Annotated in this window: 23 protein-coding genes and 2 riboswitches; of the genes, 14 read left to right on the top strand and 9 right to left on the bottom strand. The window is 45.6% G+C overall.

The genetic code is table 11. The annotated features are described in order from the left end of the window. Nucleotides 1–26 precede the first annotated feature (26 nt). A riboswitch (cyclic di-AMP (ydaO/yuaA leader) is annotated at nucleotides 27–223 on the top strand. Between the two features lie 2 nt (nucleotides 224–225). Further along, a complete protein-coding gene (locus tag J7E78_RS18800; protein WP_215077710.1) occupies nucleotides 226–900 on the top strand; it encodes a 3D domain-containing protein in 675 nt (224 codons plus the stop codon). 106 nt (nucleotides 901–1,006) lie between these two features. Here the strand turns inward: J7E78_RS18800 and J7E78_RS18795 are convergent, their stop codons facing one another. Next, entirely contained in the window at nucleotides 1,007–1,798 is a 792-nt protein-coding gene (locus J7E78_RS18795) for a polysaccharide deacetylase family protein (protein WP_215077709.1), read from the bottom strand. A 153-nt stretch (nucleotides 1,799–1,951) separates the two neighbouring features. On the opposite strand from J7E78_RS18795, the gene lpdD reads away from it, so the two are divergent. The 5 genes from lpdD to J7E78_RS18770 all read left to right on the top strand — a co-directional run bounded on the left by lpdD (nucleotide 1,952) and on the right by J7E78_RS18770 (nucleotide 4,856). Beyond that, a complete protein-coding gene (gene lpdD, locus J7E78_RS18790; RefSeq protein ID WP_215077708.1) occupies nucleotides 1,952–2,293 on the top strand; it encodes a prenylated flavin chaperone LpdD in 342 nt (113 codons plus the stop codon). 111 nt (nucleotides 2,294–2,404) lie between these two features. Then, nucleotides 2,405–3,076, top strand: coding sequence for a PspA/IM30 family protein (locus J7E78_RS18785; protein ID WP_215077707.1), 672 nt, complete (start codon nucleotides 2,405–2,407; stop codon nucleotides 3,074–3,076). Between the two features lie 98 nt (nucleotides 3,077–3,174). Beyond that, nucleotides 3,175–3,576, top strand: coding sequence for a DUF350 domain-containing protein (locus J7E78_RS18780; protein WP_215077706.1), 402 nt, complete (start codon nucleotides 3,175–3,177; stop codon nucleotides 3,574–3,576). A gap of 23 nt (nucleotides 3,577–3,599) precedes the next feature. Beyond that, the gene (locus J7E78_RS18775; protein ID WP_215077705.1) at nucleotides 3,600–4,106 is read left to right on the top strand and encodes a DUF4178 domain-containing protein; all 507 of its coding nucleotides are present in this window, start codon (nucleotides 3,600–3,602) and stop codon (nucleotides 4,104–4,106) included. A 12-nt stretch (nucleotides 4,107–4,118) separates the two neighbouring features. After that, nucleotides 4,119–4,856 (top strand): DUF4247 domain-containing protein, encoded by a 738-nt coding sequence (locus J7E78_RS18770; RefSeq protein WP_215077704.1) that lies wholly within the window; start codon nucleotides 4,119–4,121, stop codon nucleotides 4,854–4,856. A gap of 113 nt (nucleotides 4,857–4,969) precedes the next feature. Here J7E78_RS18770 and J7E78_RS18765 read toward each other — a convergent pair whose 3' ends face one another. Next, the gene (locus J7E78_RS18765) at nucleotides 4,970–5,260 is read right to left on the bottom strand and encodes an HNH endonuclease (RefSeq protein ID WP_215077703.1); all 291 of its coding nucleotides are present in this window, start codon (nucleotides 5,258–5,260) and stop codon (nucleotides 4,970–4,972) included. A 200-nt stretch (nucleotides 5,261–5,460) separates the two neighbouring features. Here J7E78_RS18765 and J7E78_RS18760 point away from each other — a divergent pair, with 200 nt between their 5' ends. Together J7E78_RS18760 and mobB are read left to right on the top strand one after the other, a co-directional pair. Continuing rightward, a complete protein-coding gene (locus tag J7E78_RS18760; RefSeq protein ID WP_215077761.1) occupies nucleotides 5,461–6,750 on the top strand; it encodes a molybdopterin molybdotransferase MoeA in 1,290 nt (429 codons plus the stop codon). 7 nt (nucleotides 6,751–6,757) lie between these two features. Continuing rightward, nucleotides 6,758–7,318, top strand: a complete 561-nt coding sequence (mobB, locus tag J7E78_RS18755) for a molybdopterin-guanine dinucleotide biosynthesis protein B (RefSeq protein WP_215077702.1) — start codon at nucleotides 6,758–6,760, stop codon at nucleotides 7,316–7,318. Nucleotides 7,319–7,532: 214 nt separating this feature from the next. Here mobB and xerS read toward each other — a convergent pair whose 3' ends face one another. Then, entirely contained in the window at nucleotides 7,533–8,639 is a 1,107-nt protein-coding gene (gene xerS, locus J7E78_RS18750) for a tyrosine recombinase XerS (protein WP_076210138.1), read from the bottom strand. A 178-nt stretch (nucleotides 8,640–8,817) separates the two neighbouring features. Between xerS and J7E78_RS18745 the strand changes: the two genes are divergently transcribed. The 4 genes from J7E78_RS18745 to J7E78_RS18730 all read left to right on the top strand — a co-directional run bounded on the left by J7E78_RS18745 (nucleotide 8,818) and on the right by J7E78_RS18730 (nucleotide 13,070). Continuing rightward, on the top strand, nucleotides 8,818–9,306 hold the full coding sequence (locus tag J7E78_RS18745; protein ID WP_215077701.1) for a GNAT family N-acetyltransferase: 489 nt from the start codon (nucleotides 8,818–8,820) through the stop codon (nucleotides 9,304–9,306). Between the two features lie 80 nt (nucleotides 9,307–9,386). After that, nucleotides 9,387–10,160: an SDR family NAD(P)-dependent oxidoreductase gene (locus J7E78_RS18740; protein ID WP_215077700.1), complete on the top strand. Its 774-nt coding sequence runs from the start codon at nucleotides 9,387–9,389 to the stop codon at nucleotides 10,158–10,160. 134 nt (nucleotides 10,161–10,294) lie between these two features. Next, nucleotides 10,295–11,188, top strand: a complete 894-nt coding sequence (locus tag J7E78_RS18735) for an aldo/keto reductase (RefSeq protein WP_215077699.1) — start codon at nucleotides 10,295–10,297, stop codon at nucleotides 11,186–11,188. 535 nt (nucleotides 11,189–11,723) lie between these two features. Next, nucleotides 11,724–13,070: an amino acid permease gene (locus J7E78_RS18730; protein ID WP_215077698.1), complete on the top strand. Its 1,347-nt coding sequence runs from the start codon at nucleotides 11,724–11,726 to the stop codon at nucleotides 13,068–13,070. Between the two features lie 12 nt (nucleotides 13,071–13,082). On the opposite strand, the gene J7E78_RS18725 is transcribed toward J7E78_RS18730, so the two are convergent. The 6 genes from J7E78_RS18725 to J7E78_RS18700 all read right to left on the bottom strand — a co-directional run bounded on the left by J7E78_RS18725 (nucleotide 13,083) and on the right by J7E78_RS18700 (nucleotide 19,116). Then, entirely contained in the window at nucleotides 13,083–13,844 is a 762-nt protein-coding gene (locus tag J7E78_RS18725; RefSeq protein WP_215077697.1) for a YqcI/YcgG family protein, read from the bottom strand. A gap of 82 nt (nucleotides 13,845–13,926) precedes the next feature. Beyond that, nucleotides 13,927–14,553 (bottom strand): LysE family translocator, encoded by a 627-nt coding sequence (locus J7E78_RS18720; RefSeq protein ID WP_215077696.1) that lies wholly within the window; start codon nucleotides 14,551–14,553, stop codon nucleotides 13,927–13,929. A 117-nt stretch (nucleotides 14,554–14,670) separates the two neighbouring features. Continuing rightward, nucleotides 14,671–15,288 carry a DUF1989 domain-containing protein gene (locus J7E78_RS18715; protein WP_215077695.1) on the bottom strand — a complete coding sequence of 206 codons (618 nt, stop codon included), beginning with the start codon at nucleotides 15,286–15,288 and terminating at the stop codon, nucleotides 14,671–14,673. Nucleotides 15,289–15,435: 147 nt separating this feature from the next. Beyond that, the gene (locus J7E78_RS18710) at nucleotides 15,436–16,932 is read right to left on the bottom strand and encodes an amidase (protein ID WP_215077694.1); all 1,497 of its coding nucleotides are present in this window, start codon (nucleotides 16,930–16,932) and stop codon (nucleotides 15,436–15,438) included. Nucleotides 16,933–17,248: 316 nt separating this feature from the next. Then, on the bottom strand, nucleotides 17,249–18,232 hold the full coding sequence (locus tag J7E78_RS18705; RefSeq protein ID WP_215077693.1) for a DMT family transporter: 984 nt from the start codon (nucleotides 18,230–18,232) through the stop codon (nucleotides 17,249–17,251). 144 nt (nucleotides 18,233–18,376) lie between these two features. Further along, nucleotides 18,377–18,530, bottom strand: a riboswitch (FMN riboswitch). An 85-nt stretch (nucleotides 18,531–18,615) separates the two neighbouring features. After that, nucleotides 18,616–19,116, bottom strand: coding sequence for a DinB family protein (locus tag J7E78_RS18700; protein ID WP_215077692.1), 501 nt, complete (start codon nucleotides 19,114–19,116; stop codon nucleotides 18,616–18,618). 142 nt (nucleotides 19,117–19,258) lie between these two features. Between J7E78_RS18700 and J7E78_RS18695 the strand changes: the two genes are divergently transcribed. Further along, on the top strand, nucleotides 19,259–19,810 hold the full coding sequence (locus tag J7E78_RS18695; RefSeq protein ID WP_215077691.1) for a CGNR zinc finger domain-containing protein: 552 nt from the start codon (nucleotides 19,259–19,261) through the stop codon (nucleotides 19,808–19,810). Between the two features lie 120 nt (nucleotides 19,811–19,930). After that, complete coding sequence (locus tag J7E78_RS18690) at nucleotides 19,931–21,301, top strand: amidohydrolase family protein (protein ID WP_397330597.1); 1,371 nt, start codon at nucleotides 19,931–19,933, stop codon at nucleotides 21,299–21,301. Nucleotides 21,302–21,331 lie beyond the last annotated feature (30 nt).

Here is a 21,331-nt window from a genome sequence, read left to right as displayed (position 1 = left end):
CAAGTTCAGGTTACAAAATTGTGATATATTGAACTCTGCCGAAACTTCCGGACAGGGAGTGCGGGGGATGTAACGATGCAGATTGGGCAGGGGGAAGATATACAGCACACTGCTTGGGGTGAATTAGGGGTACATAACGTTTCAAATGTAATGAAGAACCTATAGGGTGGGCTCCTCATCCGAATCCGACAACTAACTTCGCAGGCACAATGAGGGAGGAAGACCATGATTAACAAGAAACGTATAGCCAAAACAGCAGTAGCATTATTGACAACAGCAATGCTCATTCAAGCCGTTCCGGCTCACGCCGATTCAGTTCATGTGGCCAAAGAAGGGGATACCTTCTACACCTTATCAAAACAATATGGAGTAGCACTCAACACGTTGGTTAAAGCAAACAACGACATTTCACCTTACAACATTTATGGTGGTTTGAAAATTAAGATTCCCGGTAAGGCAAACCATGTAACAGCTGCTGCGGCGAAGGGAAATAAGACCCAAGCCAAAACGGTTACTACAGCAAGCTTAGACGTTAACGCAGATAACAAAGTGGTTCAAGCCTGGGGAAAAACGTTTGATTACAGTAAAGCAGTGAACGTGAAAGCAACGGCATACTCTGCAGATCCGTCTGAAAATGGAGGATGGGGTGCTGTGGATTACTTCGGCAATGACCTTGAACTGGGTACGATCGCAGTTGATCCAAGTGTGATTCCACTCGGAACCAAAGTACTGGTAACCGGTCACAGCCATCCAGGATTGCCAAAACAGGCTTTTGTAGCCACAGCGCGTGATGTGGGCGGTGCAATCAAGGGTCACCGGATTGATATCTTCATCCCGGGTAGCAAACAATCTGTAAGCACATTTGGTTTTCAGGATATCGAGCTGTACATTCTGAAGTAGAGAGTAAATTACATTTAAAATGAATTCAAACAGGGTGTCTGCCAATCGCTACTTGCGATTGAACAGGCACCCTTTTAACATCGTCAATTTTTTATAATGAATATCCTTAATCTTTAGCCTTTGGCAATCCCAACATCTCGTCCAAGGTGACCAGTTCATATCCCCGGTTATGCAGTTCTTCAATAATTTCTGGCAAAGCCTCAATCGTGCCGTTCAGGTTTGATCCTACACCGCCTCCAGCATGTTGCAGAACGATGGAGCCAGGTTTTACGGCAGACAGGATGTTATCTTTCACCTGTTCCTTTGAGAGGCCTTTCCAGTCCAGGGAGTCTACGTTCCAGTTCACAATGCTATAGTGCTGTTTGGCAGCCCATCTCAGCTGCTCTTCATTAATGTCTCCATAAGGTGGCCGAATCATCTTGGGCGTATATCCTGCCAAACGTCGAATAATATCCCCGGTATGTAAAATTTGTTTGCGAAAGGCATTCATCGACAGCTTACTGAATTCAGGATGATTGTAGCTGTGATTACCAACCATATGCCCTTCCTTAACGATGCGTTTCACCAGATCCGGATGTTTCTCAGCACGACTACCCACGATGAAGAAGGTAGCTCTGACATTGTATTTGCTCAATACATCCAGTACTTGTGGAGTATACCTTGGATCAGGTACATCATCAAAAGTCAGTGCAACCTTCTTTGTTGAAGGACCATTAGTTTTGAACGTATCGGCATATTTTTGACGTAACTGTCCCAATGTCAGTTGTTCTTCTTCCGCAGAATCTGAACCCGATACTGCTTCACTTGACGGAGTGGAAGCATCCCATGATGAAACTGGAGCAGGATCTCCTCCTAGAAAAATAAAGATAACCAATAGCATAATGAGGCGTACGCGCATAATAACGGCCTCCTTTTCAAAATAACGTTCTCCTTGGTATGCCCGGGGTGTCCATAAAATATGCGTAGTGTGAGAATATTCATTGCCGATTTATCTCATTGAAAGCCATAATTCCTCCATATATAACATATAGAGAAGGATAGGTGGATGGTTATGAGTACATATGATTTGAAATCGATACGGTTACAGGTGATTGAAGCAGGAGAGGATAAGGTTTTTCTCGTTACCGGAGGCAAGGCGCATATTGGTGCCGTAGCCACGTTCTACGTGGATCATGAGCGCGTAAGCGGGTTGACGGTACATATTCCTGGGCATAAAGAACAAGTGCTGTGTGAGCGGCTCGCCCGAAAGGCTGCCTTGCAGTTGAAAGTAACCGTTACGGTGATCATGGGTATTCATTTTGATTCCATCACGCGGATGCAGATCGACGAAATCGTGCAGACTGCAGAGAGGTTGATGGAGGATCATCTGAACAAAGATAAACGATCTTCCTGACATAAGAGCCATCGAATGTTTTGATTTTATTTGCTAAAATTGAAACGAGTTGTAGATTGTTACGTATGTATGTTTATATACGATGTAATATCGACTAGGAGGAATAACATAATGTCCATTTTCAAACGTTTGCGTGATCTAACCATGTCTAACATCAACGCCATTATTGACAAGGCGGAAGATCCAATCAAGATGACGGACCAATATATCCGTGACATGCAAGAGGATCTGGAAGATGCGGAGAAAGCAGTAGCTCAACAGATCGCCATTGAGAAGAAATTCAAGCAGTTATTCGAAGAGCAGGAAGCTCTTGTGAAGAAACGTGAAGAGCAGGCGCATACGGCGGCACGTGCTCAGAATCTGGATTTGGCTCGGCGTACCCTGGAAGAGAAAAAGGCTGCTGAAGAGAAGATGGCTGAGTACAAAACCAGCTATAACCAAAACAAGGCTTCTGCAGATAACCTGCGTGGCAAGCTCGACGAGATGCGTAAGCAGCTGACTCAAATGAAGAACAAACGCGAAACACTGGTAGCTCGTTACAATGCAGCAAAAGCCCAAACGGAAATCAACAAAGCGTTGAATGGGTTTGGCTCTGATACGGCAAGTGCTGGTATGAAGCGTATGGAAGAGAAAATGATGCAGATGGAAGCACAGGCAGAAGCAAGCAACGAAATGTCTTCCAAAGGCAAGTCTTTGGATGAAGAGTTCGAGAAGTTGGGTAAAGATCAGGCTGTTGAAGACGAACTCGCAGCATTGATGAAACAGTACGATAATAAGAACTAATACTACCTTGGTTGTCAGCAGGGTTAACCAGCGGAGGAGAAGAGTGTTTCTCCTTCGCTTTTAAATGCGGTTCATGTTGATATGTGGGGGCTGTGTAAATGGATTTGAACATTTTGGCGATGCTAGTCTGGACCGGATCTGGTTCGGTTTTGCTGTTTGTCCTGATGTATGTTGATTCACTGTTCACGAAATATAAGGATTTTGCTGAAGTTAAGGCTGGCAATATGGCCGTTACTACACGTATGGTTATGAAATTATTTGCACAAGGATATGTACTTGCTACGTCCATTTCTACGGCTGGTCACCTGGGAGAAGCACTGCTGGTCTCCATTGTATCCTTTATCATTTTGTTGATTCTGGAGAGTGTTGTACACTTTATGATTCGCAAATGGGCCAATCTGGATCTGGATACGGGAATTCAGCAAGGGAAGACAGGATACGGTTTGTTCTCTGGCGCTTTACATATCGTGGGCGCACTGATTATTGCAGCTTGTTTATAAGACAAGGAACAGGAGTAATTCTCATGAGTGTATGGAAACGAATTAAAGGAATACTAACGAAACCTGAACCACCGCAGGCACAGAAAACGATGCTTCAGCTTGCACCTGGTGATATCTGTGAGGTTTCTCTGGTCACTTATGAAGTCGTTGGTCGGGTACAAAATCGTGCTCGAAATGCAGTTGTCCTCACGCTGCAGGATGGTACCGCATTTCGATATTTGCATATCGAAGAACGGGAACTCACACGTTACGCCCTATATACACCAATTGATGGCAGGCTTGATTCACCTGATGAAGTGCCCACATTGCTGGACCTGGATGGGCGCGCATATCATCTGGAGGAAGAGTATGGAGGCATGGTATTAACGGCAGGCAGAACTCCGTATGGTCAGGCTGGAGAACAATTGGTGTGGCAGTATCAGTCGGATGATAATATGCTTCTTCGTGTGGAGTGGCAAGACAGAAGATTTACACTGTATGAGGGTGAGTCCATTCTTCCTGCGGATATCAAAGTGATTCGTTCGAGCTAGGAGAGGTTCCCAATGAAAAAACGCTTGGCACATGGATTAAAATTAATGCTGGTCCTCAGCCTTGTGATGTCTCTGTTGTCCGCGTGCGGAGCACCTTCTGTTCAGGACACATATCCGCTTGAATCGGTTAACGGCAGTGGTAACTCAACGTCCTATGTGTACCGGGCTTCGGACCGGACCGTCCCGGAAGTGGCTCGGGAATTGTCTGACCAAAGGCAACCGGATCAGATCTCGGCAGAGAACACAGAGCGTATGTTCCTCGTGTATCAGGACGAGTATTATCACCTGCAACAAGACCCGAACAAGCCGGAGGATACCTTGGTTGAGGTGGACTCCAAGGAATATGTTCGGCAGAACTACGATTCATCTTTTTTACAAGGTTACCTCACCGCTACATTAATTGGTAATCTGTTCGATTCTTTTGGCGGGCGAGGTTATGGCAACTATCGAGGATATACCAATAAAGATACGTATAAACCGAGTGCAGGATCTTATCGTGCACCAACAAGTAATGACAAGAAGCTTGCTCCACCTATTACTGTTGATCGGAAAGGTACGATTACAAGGCGCGGAAGCGATAAAGATTCAAGCGTGGGATCTGGCGGAGGATTATTCAACCGCAACAGGGATCAGAGCAAGGGAACCATTGATCGCAACAAGAGCAGTGGTGGGTTGTTTGATTCACCTAAGAAATCCTACAAAAAACCGAAAACCAGAGTGGGCGGCGGCCGAATTAAGAGGCGAAGATAATAAACATCTAATCATCAGGATGGCTGCCAATCACATAATTCAATTAAGAACAGTGAAAAGGGAAGGCGGATACACCTCGCCGGCACATGACCTTGGAGCTGTTCTTTTTTGGTTTACGATTTGCGAACATGATTGGATTTGCGTACGCGGGGAATCGTTGAAGCAGGCTGTTTACGAATCCAGCGGATAAATGGAACCATTCGTTCATCCTGTCTCAAGGATTGCAGATCCGTGAGTCCAAGGGTTACAATGTCGCGATTAGTGTATAACGAATGAATCTGTTTGTGACAGGGGATGCACAGGTTGGCCGTTGGCAGAAATGTTCCTCCCATTTCTTTGGGTGTCAGATGATGAACGGTCGTGTTCACAGGTTCCCTTCCGCATAATTCACATCGTTTACTCATGATCATCGCCTCCCTTTGTCAATTATATTATGGGCAGACAAGATGCCTTTCATGTTGAATATAGGTCAAGGAGCGTTACACCTGTAAGAAATAAGATTTTGTCACAGGATTCAATAAGTGATGTACTTGTTATCTTACAGTATTCGGGCTACACTTTCTTAAAAGATGAATGTCTCTAGGAGGTAAGAACGCTTTTGAAAATGAACTCACACTTACACGATATGACAACTGCCAAATTCAATCGTACAGCTGTACAGGTACCGGATGCTCAGGCCAAAATAGCAGCAAGAGTTACTGTAGGCTCCACAGAGAAAGTTCATCTTGAATCTGCTCATGGCCGCACACTTGCAAAGACGATTCAGGCACCTCATCCGTATCCATTCTTCCGGAGATCGGGTATGGATGGATTCGCGATTATAAGTACAGATACCATAGATGCATCGAGTGATCATCAAGTTTGGTTTCGAGTAATTGATGAAATTCCTTGCGGCTACACCTCGGACCACACCATTGTTTCAGGTACGACGGCTCGCATCATGACGGGTGCACAGGTTCCGGAAGGTGCGGATGCGGTAGTCATGATGGAAATGACCGAGAGCAAGGTAGAGGACGGAGAACAGTGGATTGCATTGAAACGGCACATATTATCGGGTGCTAACATCACCCCAATCGGACTGGAAGTCCAAGAGGGACAGCAACTGCTCGAAGCAGGAACGATCATCAGGGCAGGAGAGCAGTCTGTGTTAGCGACTTTTGGCATAGCAGAAGTTCCCGTATTTCAACGTCCAAAGGTGGCGATATTCGCAACCGGCACGGAATTGCTTGATGTAGATGAGCCATTACAACCAGGTCGGATTCGGAACAGCAACAGTTACATGCTGCGCTCTCTGGTTGTTGAAGCAGGTGGAGAGCCTGTGATGTACGGTTCTATTGCAGATGATGTGAATACGGCCAGGGCCAAACTGGAAGAAGCCATTCAAGAGAATGATATCGTGGTGACCACAGGTGGTGTATCCGTCGGGGATTATGATATTATGGGCGAACTTGTGCTGGAAGAACATATGGAGATGTTGTTTAACAAAGTGACGATGCGACCAGGCAGTGTAACCACAGCTGCTGTATACAAAGACAAATTGCTTTTTGCACTTTCTGGCAACCCGGGGGCTTGTTTTGTGGGTTTTGGTCTCTTTGTTCGTCCAACCATTCGTTCCATGCAAGCGGATGAGCATCCTTATTTGGAAGAATGGACTGCGATCTTGGAGGAAGAGTACACCAGAGTGAATAATTTTACACGGTTCGTGCGTGGACGCACAGAAATCCGCAACGGCATGGTGTACGCGATACCGGCTGCTGCCCGTGTAGATGAATCCAGCGTGATGATCACCATTAAAGACAGTGATTGCCTGATTGTTGTTCCACCTGAGAAAAAAGGAATTCCTGCGGGTGAGCAGGTACGTATTCTCAAACTGCCCTCAGGACATGCGAGGTAGTTGGTAGATGACTACAATGAGTGATACAAAACCACATATTATACAGATTGTTGGATACAAAAACACGGGCAAGACAACCCTGACAGCCGCGTTGATCGGGCACTTTTCTTCTATTGGACTTAAAGTAGCAGCAATTAAGCATGATGGACATGACCATTTTGAGATGGATCAAGAAGGAACGGATTCATATCAATTTGGGGAGGCGGGGGCCTCGGCGGTGGTTGTCATGTCGGAGAAACGTACTGCGATTATGGAGCGACAGGCAACCAAGCTGGAGGATATGCTGAGCTATCTGTCCGTTTATGATTGGATTGTTGTTGAAGGATTCAAGGATGCTTCTTATCCCAAATTCGTGATGGTTCGAGAAGAGAAAGATCTGACCTTGGTTGATCAGCTTGAAGGGGTAGTGGGTATGATCTCATGGCTACCTTCAGAGCAGTTTGTAGAGCGGAGCACCGTAAGCAGAGATATAACATGGTACTCGGTTCATGAAACGGAGGGTATAGCCAAAGCGTTGTTGGCGATGGTTGAGAGCGAGTGTAGGCAGAATAGTGAATTCGAATCGTAGAAACGTCAAGAAGTGGGATATTATGGTCGATAAACATGATTGAATGTACAGAGAGCGTGATTGACCCCTTTCAAATATAACGTAATATTTATTATGTAAACTAAAATTTTTCTGCTTTTGCTCTCCTTGAAAGGTGTAAAAAACAAAAAAGCAGCAGACCTTTCTCGGATCGAAATCCTTGATGTGGCTTGCTGCTTTTATTATGATCGGAATGTTACATCCCATCGTCTGTGCGACGTTCGATGGCTTCGGACATCGTTTTGTCGGTAAGGTGAGCATAGATCTCGGTCGTTTCCGTAGAAGCGTGTCCAAGCTGCTCTTTCGTTTTGTAAATATCATTTTGCAAATAATAGTCGGTTGCGAATGAATGGCGTAATTTGTGCACGGTCAAGTATGGTTTGCCAAAGCGCTTGGCGTATTTCATGATCATGGCCTGGATCGCTCTTTTGGTCATTCGGCTTCCTTCTGAATCTCCGTTACGCAAAGCAATGAACAGACCTTTCTCCCGCTTGGGCGTACGGTAACGTGATTGCCGCAGGTTCATATAAGTTGCGAGTTCGTCCTTGGCCTGTTCCCTGAAATAAACGGGTGTTTTGTACGTCTCATCATTATTACCTTTGCGATAAACATACAGTAGTTTGTTGTTCAGATCGAGGTCATCAACGTTCAGGTTCACAACTTCCGACACCCGTAAACCTGAATTGAGAATCAGGCTGGCAATGCAGGCGTCTCGTTCTTTGTTGAGCTCATGGGAATACAGTGCCTGTTTGTTCTTCTCCATATCAACAGCGTAACCTTCAAGGATATAGCCGATAAATTCCAGCAGTTCCTCTTCCTCCAGAATTTTACCTTTGAGTTTGGCAGCGGTATCCTTGGGTTTATGGGTACGCTTGATCTCGATTTTGGCCATAATGTTCCGCTTCAGCAAAGGATAAAAGTCTTCATCTTCCGCAATCTGGCTCAGGTAATGAAAAAGGGAGCGAAGGGAAGAGAGTTTGCGAGAGACGGTAATTCTGGAATTGGTTCCTTCCCGTTTGGTTGTGAGAAATAACCGATAGGCGGTAACCGAATCCATGCGAAGGACTTCCAGTTCAGTCAACGTAACTTCTTTATTAGAGCTTGCCTCGGACAGCCCTTCTGCTCGCAACCATCCGAAGAAAGCTTCGTAATCTCTGAGATATTCGAGCAGGGTAGAGGGGGAGAGGTCAGGTAGCTTGTAGTCCATGAATTGCTGAACGAACCAAGGCATGGAAGGTAGTTTGTCATCCAGCTTGCGTCGATCAATCTCTTTTTGCACGTTGGTCAAATTCGACACCTCCATGTGAAAAACATATAAATTTAATATTCATTTTGTTAGTATTCTATGCTCTAGTGTACCATAATTTACATGCTCACAGCTTGTTCACCAAAGCAGGCAGTAAGTAGAGTATGCTTCCTTGCCCTTCGGCGCGTAAACCTTTAAAGTAATTAGTATACGTAAAGCAGAGGAGGTGAACCGGATGAATATGAAAATAGAACTGGTTCCCCGGGAACGCAGTCAGGTGATTCGGCATTTAATGCAATTTTATCTATATGATTTTACCAAATATCTGAATATTGATGTAGACAGTAACGGCATTTTTCCGGAATATCCCGGTCTGGAGGCATTCTGGGCAGAAGAGGACCGCAAGTTTCCTTTTTTGATTACAAGTGATGGGGCACCTGCAGGGTTTGCTCTGTTGGAGAAATTGGAGCCTGGCAGTAAGGATAATGACTACTATTTGACTGAGTTTTTTGTGATGCAAAAATATCGGCGCAGTGGAGTGGGCACTCGAGCAGCATATGAGCTGTTCAAACGTTTTCCAGGAAGATGGAAAGTGACCCAGGTTCGTAACAATGTCATTGCGCAGGCGTTCTGGCGAAAAATTATAGGGGATTATACCGGAGGTCGTTTTCGAGAGAAGTTCCATCCGGAGCTGGGTAATCCAAGCCAGTATTTCGTAACCTGATTCCAATCGGGGCTTCACTTACATATAAAGTATTCTGCATGATTGCTGAAGTAAAAAAAACTGATGAAGGAGTGAGTAACATGAGCGTACCCACATTCCATCTCGATGGACAGACAGCACTGGTGACAGGTGCAGGGAGAGGGATCGGAAAGGCAATTGCGATTGGACTTGCCCAATCAGGCAGTGACGTTGTACTTATATCCCGAACGATGAAAGAAATTGAGGAGACAGCCGCTTACATTTATGAACAAACAGGGCGTAAAGCGCTTGCTCTGACTGCGGATGTGACATCAAGAGAGCAAATGGAAGAGACGTTTCAAGAGGCAATCTCGGAGATGGGTAGTCTGGACATTCTGGTGAATAACGCAGGTACGAACATACGGACACCAGCACTTGAAGTAACGGACGAGCAATGGGAGACCATCATGCAAACAAACCTAAAATCGGCTTTCTTTGCATCGCAGTTGGCGGGTCAGCATATGAAAGAACGTGGGAATGGGAAGATCATTAACATCTCTTCGGTAGGTGGCCATACGGCTCTTCGAACAGGGGTTGTATATGGTGCGACCAAAGCTGCATTAATTCATATGACCAAAGTTCTCGCACTGGAATGGGGCAAGTATGGAATCCGTGTCAATTCAGTAGGACCATGGTATTTCCGAACACCTCTGACTGAAAAACTGCTGGATGATCCCCAGTATTTGCAGGAAATTGTAAGTCGTACACCGCTACAGCGAGTGGGAGAACTGGAGGAAGTGGTAGGACCGGTCGTGTTTCTGGCATCGGATGCAGCCGGATACATAACGGGTCAAACGTTGTTGGTTGACGGTGGAATGTCCATTTATGGTTTCTAAATAAATGAAGTTGGTTGCAGTTTGGAAAAGTGGGTGGCATAACCAACTCATGGGTAATAACATAAGGGACGTTGAAGTTAATCTGTATTTTTATTTATCTATACCCAATTCACTGAACTTGGAGGAAGATAACCATGGAAACGCGCAAGTACGGTAATACTGGCATGAATGTAAGTACACTTGGATTTGGCGGTGCGGAAATAGGCAAAAATGTATCCAAAACGGATGTAGCGACATTGCTGAATAGTGCCCTCGATGCAGGATTAAACGTAATTGACACGGCTGAATGTTACGGGGACAGCGAGGAATTAATCGGTGAGGTGCTGTCACATCGGCGTGATGACTACTATTTGTTCACCAAATGTGGACATGCTGCCGGGATCGAAGGTCCGGATTGGGATGCCAAAGTACTGGAGCAAACAATTGACCGCAGTCTGAAAAGGTTGAAAACGGACTATGTGGATGTTATCCATTTGCATAGCTGCTCTGAAGAAGTACTCCGCCAAGGAGCGGTAATCGAAGTGCTACAGCGTGCCAAGGAAGCAGGAAAGACCAGGTTCATCGGATATAGCGGGGATACAACAGATGCGCTATATGCGATTCAGACCGGAGTATTTGACAGCCTGGAGACTTCATTAAATATCGCAGATCAGGAAGCAATTGATCTTACGTTGCCTGAGGCAAGAAGAAGAAACATGGGGGTAATCGCGAAAAGACCAATTGCCAATGCGGCCTGGACGTATGATACACTTTCGGAAGAGGCTTATCCATTTATATACTGGAAGCGCTTAAGCGAACTTAACTATAGTTTTCTGGGTGAAGATGCCCAGGCAGCGGTAGAAACTGCACTGCGTTTTACGCTAAGTACCGAAGGTGTAGATACGGCTATTGTAGGAACAGCCAAGCCCAATCGCTGGCAGCAAAATGCCGACCTTGTGGCTAAAGGCGCACTCCCGCAGGAACTGTATGATGAGATTAGAGCACGATGGAAAGAAATCGCCGGAGCAGATTGGAATGGCCGGACTTAATTTGGAGATATTAGCGAAGTCGCCGTCATGGCGGCTTTTTTTTATGACCAACATAAAATATTTTCAACATATGAAAAATTCATAACAAGGATCGGAAATGAGACTACAAAAGAATTCTAGAGAATAATGCCTATACGTCAATCTAGTCGAAAATGGGTGACAAAGAAAGGAGGAAAAATCCCAGGAAGCAGCCCTTCTTATAAACGACTAAATTTATAAAAAACGACGAAGCTATTGAGATAATACGAAAAATAGGAAATCTGTGTTCAATATAAAAGAAATAACGACTTTTATTATAATATTTCAACATATGAAAAATTCACAAAAGTAAGATCATTTTCTCACCTTAGTTACCATCTCTCATATAGCCACATTGACGCACCACCAAGTTTAAAAAAGAAAACCATTCTAAGCGATTAAAGTCAACCACTTCTTTGCGGATTTAAATAGAATTGAAAATATTCTTTTGGAAAAACAGACATAAAACCTCCATGACCTGTAAATCGTAAGGGGATAAGGCAGAAGGAGGAGCTTCATGAAAAGTCAGCTGCACAGTAAAAAGGAAGATGATAAACTAAGTTGGGTCAGCCTATCCTTGTTTGGCGCGGGTTGCACACTGGGAACGGGATTTTTTCTGGGAACCAGTCTTGCGATTCATTGGGCCGGCATATCCGTACTTATATTGTTGGTGCTGGCCGCAGCAGGTACTTACTTTGTGTTTGGTGCGCTGGCACAGATGACGGCAGATGATCCAAAGGAAGGTGCTTTTCGAACGTATGCGGGCGAAGCATTCGGACCTTGGGCTGGTTTTGGTAGTGGATGGATGTACTGGTTCTCTGAAATGCTCATCATGGGCAGCTCATTAACGGCACTTGGGCTGTTCTCTCAATTCTGGTTTCCGAAGTTTCCGCTTTGGGCATTTGTTGCGATCTATGCCGCTATAGGTCTGTTCATTGCTGCACTGGGAGCGAAGGGATTAACCAAAACGGAGAATATTCTTGCTGTAATCAAACTTGCTGCAACGGTTGCATTTATAGCTATAACAGGAGCGGCTTGTCTGGGTTGGTTACCTGTAAAAGTAACACCAGAGCAACTGAAGAATGAATGGTTCCCGCATGGAGTTAAAGGGGTATGGACCGGTTTCATCTATGCATTCTTTGCTTTTGCCGGGATCGAGGTTATGGGCTTGATGGCAGCTAACTTGAAAGAACCAAAAGATGCAGTGAAATCAGGTCGAGTCATGTTATTATCGGTGAGTACACTCTATGTGATTTCAATTGCGTTGATCCTGTTGCTTGTGCCTTCAGCTCAGTTAACTCCAGATGAAAGTCCGCTTGTCAAAGCCATGTCAACCATTGGATTCACTGTTGTGGTCCATATTCTCAACGGGATTCTGATTATAGCCGGATTCTCGACGATGGTGGCTTCGTTATATGCCATTACGTCCATGTTGGTGAAACTCGCAGAAGATGGAGACGCACCAAAGCTGTTCACGAAGACCTGGGGAAAAAAGGACATGCCACTTCAGGCATTATGTTGCACAGCTGCCGGATTAGTCCTGTCTACGTTGATGGCATTATGGATGCCCAAAAGCCTTTTTGAATATGTGACGACAGCAGGTAGTCTGGTATTAATGTATACATGGCTGCTCATCTGCATCACTTACATTAAGAAAATGAAGCCCGTGAAGTGGAATCGCATCAAAGTATGGATTGCCATAGTTTTAATTGTGGCTGCTGTGGCTGGGACAGCGATGGAAAAAGCCAGCAGAACAGGTCTGCTGGCAAGTGTGGGACTTGTGGTGTTCCTTGGGATCATCACATATATTGTTCATAAGGTGCGTGGCTCGAAACCACCACAGTCAGCACCATCCAAAACATAAGCAACTTTAAGATTATTTCGTCAACTTACCTAGGGCTTGCTTCATCCGCATGAATGGACATTTGGAAGGGGTCTGCTCATCATCAGGCAGGAAATACTGTTTCCATTCCAGATTATCCTGCTGACCATACCACATCAGCGAAGGGTGCGCAGGTACAGCATCATATGCAGCGAGACGTTTGCGAATCAAGGTTTTCATTTTACGGCCAAGAGGGGTGTTGTCATTAATGGATTCGAATACCCACCGCGGTTGAAAAGCAAACATGAGATAAGGAAAATGCCGGCTGGCTCGAAGTTCATGGGCAGGAGTTGCACAGAAACAAAAGTAAGGCTCTCCGCCAAAGCAAAACTCCCATGATGAATCATGAGGATCGGGTGAAATATGTTCCGGCCACGGCTCGGTATCGTGTGAACTTACCCGATTAAGCATTTGCCAGAATAAGGTCTGATATTGCTCCACCGTTGTATGATCTTTCAGATCACTTGGTGTCTCACAGATCACTACCATGGAAGCGTAATGACCGGTGTCTCTGGAGACAGGACCATATTGTCTAAGCAGATCGGCCATATCTTCGGCAGCATGTTCCGATCGGGGGTCACACGTAAAGCCGTACCTCAAATGTCCTGACAGAAACCCCATTCGTCCAGGTACACATGGATACGTATTATCTTCGTCGGCGATCATTTTACCAAATTGCGAATAAGCGTCCTGCTGCCAAGATGGAAGACGCTCAAACAAGGTGTTTATTTCGTCGGCACTATACAGCTCCGCCATTGATTCCCAACTCCATTCCACATGATACCGTTACAGTATTAATGTGGGGGAAGTTGGGTGACTGTCCAGCCTGATTTTGTTGTCAAAAAAAAATGGAACGTACAGCTTCGTACCCGAAATACAAACCAAATCCGATCAGGCAGATTCCCGAAATGATAGAGATCCAGCGCAATACATTCTCACTGCTATGTTTGTGGAATCGACTGGCCATGCCAGCCATAATGACATCCCACACCAGGATACCAATGAATATGCCTGAACTGTAGAGCAGCAAATGAGCGGTATCCGTATGTTTCACAGTTGTCGCGAGAATGGAGCCATAGATCCCAAGCCAAAATAAAATATTCAGTGGATTGGACAGGGCCATCAAAAATCCGGATATAAACGATTTCCGAATAGTTGCTTCCGCAGTTGATGTACCTTGAATGCCTTGCTTCAGCTTCGAGAGCGTTTCCACTCCCGTGTAAATCAGAATAAAACTGCCAAATGACCAGAGAAAAGAGCGCATGAACGGCGTGTCCAGAAAATGGGCTACTCCAAAATAAATCAGCAGCATATACACCAAATCTGCAAACATAGCTCCGAGTCCTAGAATCCAGGCATGCATGAATCCGTGGCGGGCTCCACGGTCGAGTTGGGCGGCGTTAATCGGACCAATTGGAGCGGACAATGATATTCCCAGAATGATATAACTGAACAGTACAGACATAAACACGTTCACTCCTTAACGGGTTCGATGACTTGTACCCGTCGTCACAGAAAATGGGTACAAGTCATCGTATTCCCGCAAGGAGTGAATTAGAACAAACTGTGAGGATATAGCACTTTAAACGGCAGGCGACTCCACATCGAGTTGAACAGGTGTACAATGGTAACCATTGCAAGAACTTTCCTCGCACGGACAAGCCGATAAACCGATGATCAGATCCATCAAGGCTTCCATTTCAACATAATCACCTGCACATGATTCTGGAGCGATAACATCAATTTTGCCTTCACCATCTAGTACAGAATTCATAAACAGATTAAAAGGATAATGCTGATCCGGGGGAGAGATTCCGAAAGGTTCAAGGGCCGTGTTCAGATTATGATAACAGCTGGGATGGTCTATTTTATCATACAAGAACTCATACATTTCTGGACGACAGGCCGAATTGAAAAAATCATGAATGCCTACAGTTTCACTGACAATGGTAATGAGAGGTTTATAACGGTTGGAATACAGGCATTGTCCCGGTTTAATCCTGTAATTGCGCAGGACATCGAGGGTTACTCCAGGATCAAGCCGATTATTAATATTCTGTGCATCATAAGCGACAAAATCAACCACTTGCTGCCCTTCCAGATCCGTGATCCGGATCAGTGAGCCTTTTTTCACTTTAAGAGCGTAGCCTGTCTTGGCAGGAATGTAAATAGACTGCTTATGAGATTCCGCTGAATTCATCCCTATCTCCTCCAAGGTCTTTTTACTTCAGTATGCGGAGATGACATTACTTTCATGCACTATAGCAAGTAATGTAGCGGGTGAATATGAAGAATAAAAATAGGGTGCATGAAAGATTACTCATCAGAAACGTGTGAAATATTGCGGTTATGCTGGGAACAGCGGATTACCTTTCATCCCGATCCAGAGGTCTGATGCTTCCAGCTGACCAGCGAGATGCAGCAACCAGTCTTCACGGCCTTTGGTAGCCATAACCTGTACACCCATAGGTAAGCCTTCCGGAGTCAGATGTACAGGCACACTGATTGCGGGTTGACCCGTCAGATTGGCGAGCTGTGTGAACGGAGTATAGGTGAGGCTTGGTTCAAACATCTCATAGATCAATTGTTGCTGCTGGATCTTGTCCAATTCACTAATTCGCATCAGATTACGGATCTGTTCGTCATGAGGTGTTAGTTCACCAATCTTAGGCGCAGGAAAAGCATTAACGGGTGTGACGTAGAAGTCATAACGCTCAAACAAGGTGGACATCTGAGCTGCAGCTACATCCCATTCAGCTAAGCTATGTACAAATTCCGCAGCGGAAACCTTCTTGCCAGCTTCAGCCAGAACCCAGGATTCAATCTCCATATCATCGGAAGTCAGAGCTCGGCCCATGGATCGTTCCATGGCAGAGATCATCGCGGCCATCTCACCACTGTTCATCATGTAATAGTTCTCCATCAGCCTGACTCCATTGACTGGACTCAGTTTTTCTTCAACATGATGACCTTGATCTCCCAACCAGCGAACGAGCTTGTATACAGACTCTTTGGCTTCTGCGCTGACGGGTGTACCCACGGGCGAATTCGTTGTGTACGCAACTTTCAGTTTGCGTTGATGTGGATAGCTCATATCAGCCAAGTAACTGCCTGGAAAGAGTGGAGCATGGAACGCAGCTTCGGGCTGAATGACTTGTAACGTATCTAGCAATGCAGCACTGTCCCGAACAGAGCGAGAAAGGGCAAAATCAATCGATGCGCCTTGCCATTGACGACCAACTCCCGGTCCTACAGGTGTGCGCCCGCGGGTTGGCTTCAATCCAAACAAACCGCTAAAGGAAGCCGGGATACGAATCGAACCCCCTCCGTCACTGGCTCCGGCAAGAGGAACGATACCGGAAGCTACAGCGGCAGCGGCACCACCACTTGAACCACCTGGGGAGTGATTGATATTCCATGGATTGCGAGTTGGACCATGAAGACCGGGCTCGGTAATATTTTTCAAGCCAAACTCTGGCGTATTGGTATGTCCTATGAAGATAAAGCCTGCATCACGGAGCCGAGTGACAAAATTGGAATTGCGTAATGCCCGATGCTCGCTGAATAAACGTGAACCAGAAGTCAGAAATTCACCTTCCAAGGATTGCGAGATATCTTTCAGCAGCAGGGGAACACCGGCAAAAGGTTGTTCTCCAGGGCGAACCAAACCGGCTTCCTCCCGTGCACGGGTTTCATATGTACGAATGACCGCATTAAGCTGCGGATTCACTTCTTCAAGGCGTGCAAACGCCGCTTCTAGCAATTCAACCGGGGATACCTCCCGGGATCGGATCAGTTCAGCCAAACCTACGGCGTCGTAGGAGGTATATGAGAATGAAGACATTATGATCGTTCCTCTCTGAATATAATTCATCTGTTTATTCCATATGTCATCGTACCACCGGATTAGGTAAAAGACAAAACATAGAAGAGACGTAGTGCGATGATATGGATATTCGTTATGAGGTTGGAGGGAAAAAAGAGGAGGATTTGCGATATAGAAATAAAACACAGGGTTAATAGCTCATATTGCTAATTGAGAAAATGATTGAATAATATCGAGTAATGGAAATAAAAAACCACTGCTCATCGAATTTGATGTGCAATGGTTTTATTTTGTATTTACTATTTGTTTATATGTGAACCTCAGATATATCCACTTACTCTGTACGCAGCTTCGGTGCCGCATCAGCCGCAGTTGATGATCTTTCCTGCTGTCTGGAAATGGCGAAGAGGGCCACCCAGATCAGGATAAAACCAAGCAGCTGCTCCCATGTAATCAGTGTACGGAAAGCAATCCAGTTCACCAACACACCCGCCATTGGGAAGCTAAGTTCTGCGAGTGTTGCAACAGATGCTTTGGTTGACGACAGACCTTTGTAATACAAGAGAAGACTGAGCAAACCTGGTAACAATGCCTGACCGAGAATATTGAGGATGACAGCAGTCTGTTCACCCGTTCCGGACGGAAACGTCCATGCCGCACCTTCATTCCACGTCATAAAGATCAGGAGCGGGAGAGCAACGACAAAGCGAAGGGAGGTGACCGTTTCATAACGCGCCTGTCCCAGCATTAATCGGCCCATAACGGTTGAACCTCCCCATAAGGCAGCAGCCCCAAGAGATAACAAGCTTCCAGCATGAATCCAGTTGTCCCAGTTACCTAATGGCAACGTGAAGCCAAATGTAAGCAGGTACGTTCCTGCTAATGCAATGAAGAACAATCCACCGAAGCGACGTGGTAACGTTTCTTTTAATAACAGTTTAGCCAGCACGATAGCGAAGAGTGGTTGCATCTTTTGCAATAAAAGAACCGTGTTCGGATCGTTATGTGTTAGTGCCATGGTGAACAATACCGTTGCGAGTGCTGATCCTCCCCATGAGATAAAAATCACGGCAATCCAGTGGCGAGCGCGCAGGTTTTTCAGGTCAGACCGGAATTTCCACAGCACGGGAATGGCAATCAGACTGACGATGATATGTTCCACCAGTACAATCTGCGTGGATGTCATCGTGTTTAGCAAAATAATGCGGAAGAGTGGGTCGACACCCCATAGGGCGGCGCCGAGAACTACAAGCCAGAATCCGGTATTACTTCGTTCCTTGCGGTAAACAGGTGATGCTGCTGCTGATGTCTTTTCCATATTCAGGACTCCTTCGTCAGAACACGGAATCTTCAGTTGGCAAAATCGACAAAAGCCCCCGTTTTGGTATACACCAAATAAAAGGGGGCTCATCCAAGGACATGCGTCAGAAAAGAGGCCTTCCCGTGAACGGCATGTCAATGTGTTGATCTTCTCTCATCCGGACTGTACCGTCGGCCTTGGATTCACACCAAGTCAGTCGCTGAATGTCCTTCGTTAAGAACAATTAGCGAGTCGCGGGCTGGTTCCGAAGAACATCACCGCCGGTTGGGAATTGCACCCTACCCCGAAGATCCTATTCAATTGTATAGTTTGTTGAACAAGCTGTAACATTAATAAGTTCATCTTATTCCTGTAAGCGCTAGCAGTTCAAGCATTTTTTTTTAGAAAACGATATTCCAGCTTCCTTGCTGTCTGCGAAGTAGCACGATCTGACCTGCGTGATACGCATCATGGAGTACCCAGCGAGCTAGTTCGTGTGCCCATTTCTCTTCGGAGTCCATATATGCGGCTTCAAGATCTGACTCTTGTAGTGCAGCTAATTGATCTCGCAACTGCTGGGCTAATCGAGTTGTACCTTGTAGCAGTGTAGTCCATCCGGCTGCATCCGTCGGATCTCCGGAATTCCCAAACGTGTATTCATTGGAGTCTACAGCAGGAAGGGTAGGCTCCTTCCCTTGCATGCGACATAATAAGCGATGGTTGTAATAATACATATGGTTAACCAACTGCCAGATGCTTAATCCCCCTGAGGATGGAATCCAGGCTGCTTGTTCTGCTGTAAGACCCTCCAAGGATTTCGACAAAGGTACAATCCAATTACATTGATCCCAAGTATCATCCTTTTGAATAAGTAACACATCTAGTGCTGTTGTTTTTGTCATTGTCTTTCCTCCTTGCGTATAATTGTGATTTGTGATGTAACTAGCTAAAACTGATTAATGAGGTTACACTTAATATAACACATCAAAGATGAGTTGTAACTTTCTTTATTATCTTAGATGGTTACAATGAACGGAGGTATATATGGACAGGTTATGGACCGATTTTGTAAACAGTGATTATCACGACTGGCGTGGGGGAGATCGATCGGAGGACAGGCTCGGGAAGGCGAGCTGGCAGCAAGACTTTCTGGAACGATGGCAACTTGACGCTTCTGTCCCTGCATCTCCAGAAGATGAGTTGTCGATGAGAAACTTCAGGAATGAATTGTTGGCTCTTGGAGCCCGCTTGTCTTCTGGAGCATCATTAACGGATATAGAAAAACAATGGCTGAATGATGTTATGGAAGCAGGGCATGTAAGAAGAACATTGACTACAATTGATCAGGGACTGAAACTCCAACTAATAGCTGTAGAAGCTCATTGGCAACAGGTTATGGCTGAGGTAGCTGCTGACTTTGCAATAACTTTGGTGGAGGGAGAAGGGGCCAGGATTCGGATCTGTGATAATTCAGATTGCCGCTGGATGTTTTATGATGATACCCGAAGCAGAACACAGAAGTACTGTGATGATAAGATGTGTGGAAATCTGATGAAGGTCAGAAGATTTCGGGCCAAACGCAAATCCCAAAATTGATAAATACTAACAATGACTATATAATGTATATATACTAGCGAAAAAATAGTCAGAAGCAGTACAGATTCATAAGCAGGATATGATCGTCTTTCAAACCAAATTAGATGGGAGATGTGTCTTGTGAAGACAAGTTATCTGTTGAAAAATGGCTGTGTGTTGTCGATGGATGCTCGAATTGGACAGTATAAGAGGGTGGACGTTCTGATTCAGGATTCACTGATCATGGCTATTCAGCCCGACCTGGATATTCCGGATGCGGAGATCATTGATGCTTCATCGATGATTATTATGCCTGGGCTGGTGGACACACATCGGCATATGTGGGAATCACTTGTCAAAACAGCGGGAACCAACTGGTCCTTGCCAGTCTATTTGCAAAATCTCTACTATGGTGCGATGGGAAGCAAGCTCCGTCCAGAAGATAGTTATATTGCCAACCTGCTCGGTTCCTTGGAAGCGCTTAATGCAGGAGTTACGACGGTGTTGGATTGGAGTATGCCGTATTCCCCTGACCATACGGATGAACTGATTCGTGGACTTCAGGATGCTGGGATTCGGGCGGTATTTGCTCACGGAGTCCCTGGTGAGACGGACTACTGGAATCGGGATAGTCAACTCACGTATTCGAATAATGATGTGAGAAGAGTCAAAGAAAGTTATTTTTCATCACGGGATCAATTGCTTACTTATGGGCTTGCCATTCGTGGTCCGGAGTTCAGTCATTGGAATACAACGGTAAAAGAGATCGAACTAGCACAAGATCTGGATGCGATCTGTTCCATGCATGCCGGATTTGGCAGTTGGGGATCTGTGGATCGCTCGATTAGTCACTTATACGAAGCGGGACTGTTAAGTCCACGGGTGAATATCGTTCATGGTAACACCATGGGCATGGATGAATACAAAATGCTGGCAGATAGCGGCGCTTCCTTGTCGGTCACACCTGAGATTGAAATGATGATGGGTCATGGATATCCGGCCACCGGCTATTTTCTTGAACATGGGGGAACCCCTACACTTGGTGTAGATGTGGTGACGTCCACAGGCGGAGATATGTTCTCGCAGATGAAGTTTGCACTTCAAGCGGAACGCTCCAGAGCCAATGAACAACTTTTGCAGCAGGGTGAGATGCCTGGTGAGTTGAACTTGCAGTCCAGCCAAGTACTGAGATTTGCAACTTCGGCTGGTGCCCAAGCATTGGGATTGGAGCAGAAGGTGGGTACGTTGACCCCAGGAAAGGAAGCAGATCTGATCATGATTCGTACTACTGATCTGAATCTGTTCCCCGTCCATGATCCAATCGGCGCTGTCGTTCAGTTCGCCAATCCATCCAATGTCGATACGGTCTTTGTGGCAGGTAGACTCGTGAAGCGAGAGGGTAAGCTGTTGAATGTTGACCTGGATGCGATTCGTCATGCGGCGATGCAGAGCAAAGATTATTTGTTAACCCAATACCGGATGTCAGATGCAGAGAGAATTGCTTTTTCCTAATTCGCTATTTCATACAAGCCAAGAAATAGT

The organism is Paenibacillus polymyxa, assembly GCF_018614975.1.
In the GTDB taxonomy this organism is placed as follows: Bacteria; Bacillota; Bacilli; order Paenibacillales; family Paenibacillaceae; genus Paenibacillus; species Paenibacillus polymyxa_E.
Note: the sequence above shows the minus strand (reverse complement) of the source record. Positions and strands in the feature narration are given on the sequence as shown.